Source organism: Alkalibacillus haloalkaliphilus C5, assembly GCF_000269905.1.
Classification (GTDB): domain Bacteria; phylum Bacillota; class Bacilli; order Bacillales; family Alkalibacillaceae; genus Alkalibacillus; species Alkalibacillus haloalkaliphilus_A.
Map to the genome: position 1 here is coordinate 1 of NZ_AKIF01000228.1, position 2,692 is coordinate 2,692.

A 2,692-nucleotide genomic window follows, 5' to 3' on the forward strand; every position below is an offset into this window, starting at 1 on the left:
TCCTAAACCAGAGGTATAAGCCGAGCGACCTGCTTGAACAGCTAAGTCAAACGCTTTTGCCATCTCGACTGGGTCTTTTGCTGTTGCAATTGCTGTATTAACTAAGACAGCATCAGCCCCCATTTCCATTGCTTCTGCTGCTTCAGAAGGACGACCAATTCCAGCATCGACAACAATTGGCACGTTAATCTCATCGATCATGATTTGAACCATTTCTTTCATTCGAATACCACGATTCGATCCAATTGGTGAACCTAATGGCATAACTGTTGCAGCCCCAGCTTCCTCTAGTCGTTTAGCTGCCATTAAGTCAGGACTCATATACGGAAGCACGACAAAGCCTTCTTCAACTAATGCTTCTGTTGCTTTAATCGTCTCTTCGTTATCCGGAAGTAAATACTTACTGTCTGAGATGACTTCGATTTTAATCCAGTTACCCATTCCAGCTGCTTTTGCTAAACGAGCAATTCGAATCGCCTCTTCAGCTGAGCGAGCACCTGAAGTGTTTGGCATTAACGTCATATAGTCAGGAATATCGTTTAAGATATATTGATCTGACCCACTTAAATCAACTCGACGTACCGCTACTGTAACAACTTCTGAACGCGATTGTTGTAATGCCTCTTTCATTTTGCTATGATCAGCAAACTTCCCTGTCCCAACAAACAACCGACTACTTAATTCTTTTCCTGCTATCACTAATGAATCTTGCATCATACATTCCTCCATTCGTTAATACATCTTATTAAGCTAGGGCTACTAGAATCCTAAGATTTTAGTTTTTCAGCTTCTGCTGGCCATTTTTCTAAGTTGTAAGCCATCTCCCAAAAGGCTAATTCGTAATGACAACTAATCGTAAAGTGTTCTTTCATACGTTCTCGATCCGCTTCTGTCACTTGTTCAGCAATGTCATCAAGACGGTTAATTTGTTCTTCGACTAACTCTTTAAACCATTCACCACCATAAGTGTTAATCCATTCTTGATAAATCGGCTCATCAGGTTGATAGTTTTTAAGTTTTTCGCCAATTTCTTGATAAATCCAATAACAAGGTAAAATGGCCGCAACCACATCACCTAAATGACCTTGATAAGATGCGCGATATAAATGAGATGTGTAAGCATATGCCGTTGGTGCTGGCTTGAAGTTCGCTTGTTCTTCTTCAGTAATATTTAGTCTTTCTGAAAAATTACGATGAAGTTCTGACTCCGCTTCATAAGTCCCTTGAGCATGTGCTGCCATACGACTCGTTGTGTAAAAGTTATCTGCTTTCGTCCCACCTAGTGATTGAATTCTAGCAAAGTGCGATAAGTAATAAGCATCTTGCATGACATAATAACGGAAGCACTCAATCGGTAACGTCCCATCACCAACCCCTTTAATAAAAGGATGATTAAAGTTCGCCTCCCAAATGTGATCCGTTTCCTTTCTTAGTAACTCTGAAAATTTCATACCTATCCCTCCAAGATCTTTTTTTATTTAAATTTGGAAAACTTCGAGTGCATCATTTTCCAAATAAAAAACCACTTTCTTATACCAGACATAAGAAAGTGGTTGACTTGGAGAAATATGGATAAGAATTATAATCCAAAAATCCGAGCAACTACACTTCCCTACGCTGGTGTAAACCAGATCAGGTTCAAAGGGTCGGAATTACTCCTCTCAGCCATTCAAATGGCACCCCTAGCTTTGTTACTTTAAAATTATTTGTTTGTTAAATTCATATTAACAAATTTCTGACTTTATGTTAACCATTTTTTAACACTATGCTACTATTAATCTATAACTTTCAATAAAGGAGCTTTTTAAAAAGTGTGCCAAACTAATTACCATGAGACAGATCAATCAGTCGTCGTCCTTCTCCGTCAAGACGATGAATTTATTGTAATAAATCAATATCGAAAACCGATTGACTCATACATCATTCAGTTACCAGGTGGCGGTGTTAAACAAGGTGAAAAGTTAGAAGATGCAGCTAGAAGAGAGTTGCACGAAGAAACAGGATATCAATGTGGAGAGCTTGATTACTTAGGTATGATACACGCTGCTCCATGGATTGAAAATGAAATGACACATATCTATTATTCTGAAGAAATTTTAGGTCGAGATGCTCAACAACTTGAATCGCATGAAATGATTGAAGTGATCCATATTCCAGTCAGTCAATGTCTTGAGCAAATTAAAAAATCAATTATAACGGATCCTGAAGTTTGCTATGCTGTCTTGCAATTAAAACTTCAAGAGCGTATATAAGGAGGAACATTATGACCATTATGTCCTGGCTTATCATTTTTGCCATTGTGTTAAGCATAATCATCATTTTACAAGGAACCAATATTTTATTAAGAAAAGCATTTAAAGTAGATAAAGTAAAGACAGGTTTCTTTAAACCATATAAAATAAATGACCAGCATATAAAGATTAAAGTGATTGTTAGGTTTGTTGGTGGTTTCTTATCTTTAATCACCTTTTTTTATGTTAGTAGTCAACCTAATTCACCGTTTTACATATTGTTCGCTGTCATTGTATTTTGGGGAGTTGTAGAAAGTTTAGTTAATGCACTTTATGAGTGGAAATATTCCTCAACACCACGCCGCGCATTTGTTAGTCTAGGTGAAGGTTTTTCCCTTACAATGTTAGTCGTAATCGTTATATACTTTGATTTACTTGGACTACTTGAACCATATATAAAT

General features: G+C 37.2%; 4 protein-coding genes and 1 riboswitch. Of the genes, 2 read left to right on the forward strand and 2 right to left on the reverse strand.

What is annotated here, in order from left to right; translation table 11 throughout:
- Both A194_RS0115745 and tenA read right to left on the reverse strand, forming a co-directional pair.
- A partial coding sequence (locus A194_RS0115745; protein WP_017187746.1) for a thiazole synthase occupies positions 1–714 on the reverse strand: 714 nt, incomplete at its 3' end.
- Between the two features lie 53 nt (positions 715–767).
- A complete protein-coding gene (tenA, locus tag A194_RS0115750; protein WP_017187747.1) occupies positions 768–1,451 on the reverse strand; it encodes a thiaminase II in 684 nt (227 codons plus the stop codon).
- Between the two features lie 141 nt (positions 1,452–1,592).
- A riboswitch (TPP riboswitch) is annotated at positions 1,593–1,694 on the reverse strand.
- A gap of 117 nt (positions 1,695–1,811) precedes the next feature.
- Between tenA and A194_RS0115755 the strand changes: the two genes are divergently transcribed.
- On the forward strand, positions 1,812–2,252 hold the full coding sequence (locus A194_RS0115755; RefSeq protein WP_017187748.1) for an NUDIX hydrolase: 441 nt from the start codon (positions 1,812–1,814) through the stop codon (positions 2,250–2,252).
- 11 nt (positions 2,253–2,263) lie between these two features.
- Positions 2,264–2,692 (forward strand): DUF4181 domain-containing protein (locus tag A194_RS0115760; protein ID WP_017187749.1); only part of this gene is annotated, 429 nt, incomplete at its 3' end.